This is a genomic window from Azospirillum palustre, from assembly GCF_002573965.1.
GTDB lineage: Bacteria > Pseudomonadota > Alphaproteobacteria > Azospirillales > Azospirillaceae > Azospirillum > Azospirillum palustre.
This window is the reverse complement of sequence record NZ_PDKW01000020.1, coordinates 1-1,189: the sequence shown is the minus strand read 5'-3', so window position 1 is coordinate 1,189 and position 1,189 is coordinate 1. Positions and strand designations below refer to the sequence as shown.

The 1,189-nt window shown below is 75.2% G+C and carries 1 protein-coding gene; it reads left to right on the top strand.

Annotation, left to right across the window (positions count from 1 at the left end; genetic code table 11):
* Nucleotides 1-1,189: condensation domain-containing protein (locus CRT60_RS00105; RefSeq protein ID WP_244592181.1), on the top strand; the 1,189-nt coding region annotated here is incomplete at both ends.

The window sequence follows — 1,189 nt, the reverse complement described above, 5'->3', positions numbered from 1 at the left end:
GGGCGCTGGTCGCGCATTGCGAGTCCTCGGCCGGCGGGCTGACGCCGTCGGACGTTCCGCTGGCCGGCCTGACGCAGGGGCAGCTGGACGCGCTGTCGCTGCCGGCGCGCGAGTTGGAGGACCTCTACCCGCTGAGCCCGATGCAGCAGGGCATGCTGTTCCATGCGCTGGAAGGGGCCGCGGAGGGCGAAAGCCCCTATGTGACGCAGCTCGCCGTCGAGGTGGAGGGGCTGGAGGAGGAGCGCTTCGCCGCCGCCTGGGCCTGGGTGACGGCGCGCCATGCCGTGCTGCGCACCGGCTTCCTGTGGGGCGGCGCGCCTGCCGCCCCGTTGGCCGCCCCGTTGCAGGCGGTATGGGAGCGGGTGGCCGACGCGGTGTCGGTGCTGGACTGGCGCGACCGCGGCCTTGCCGGTACCGGGCTGGAGGAGGCGTTGGGGGCCTTGGCGCGGGAGGAGCGTGCCCGCGGCTTCGAGCTTGGCCGTCCGCCGTTGCAGCGGGTGGTTCTGGTGCGGCTGGGGCAGGGGGAACAGGGCCGGGCGCGCCATCGCCTGATCTGGACCAGCCATCATCTGCTGCTGGACGGCTGGAGCAGCGCGCGTCTGGTGGCGGAGGCGCTGGGCCGCTACCGGGGAGCGGATGTCGGCGGTGCGGTCGGCGGCGCGGCGGGCCGCTACCGCGACTACATCGCGTGGCTCGGGCGGCAGGATGGGGCGGCGTCGGAGCGCTTCTGGCGCGGGCGCCTGTCGGGGCTGGAGGCGCCGACGCTGCTGGCGGCCAGCCTGCCCTGCCGGGCTCCGCAGGCGGGGCACGGCGTGGTGCGGCTGCGGCTGGATGGCGGTGCGACGCGGCGGTTGCAGGCCTTCGCGCAGGCGCAGCGGGTGACGCTGAACACGCTGGTGCAGGGGGCGTGGGCGCTTCTTCTGCACCGCTACAGCGGTCAGGAGACGGTGGCGTTCGGCGCGACGGTGTCGGGCCGTCCGGCGGAGCTTGCCGGCGTCGAGGAGACGCTGGGGCTGTTCATCAACACGCTGCCGGTGGTGGAGCGTCCGCCGTCCGGCGAGCGGGTGGGGGAGTGGCTGCGCGGATTGCAGCGGCGGAACCTGGAGATGCGCGAGCACGAGCATACGCCGCTGCACGAGGTGCAGCGCTGGGCCGGCTCCAGCCTCGGCACCAGCGGCGGCGCGCGGGC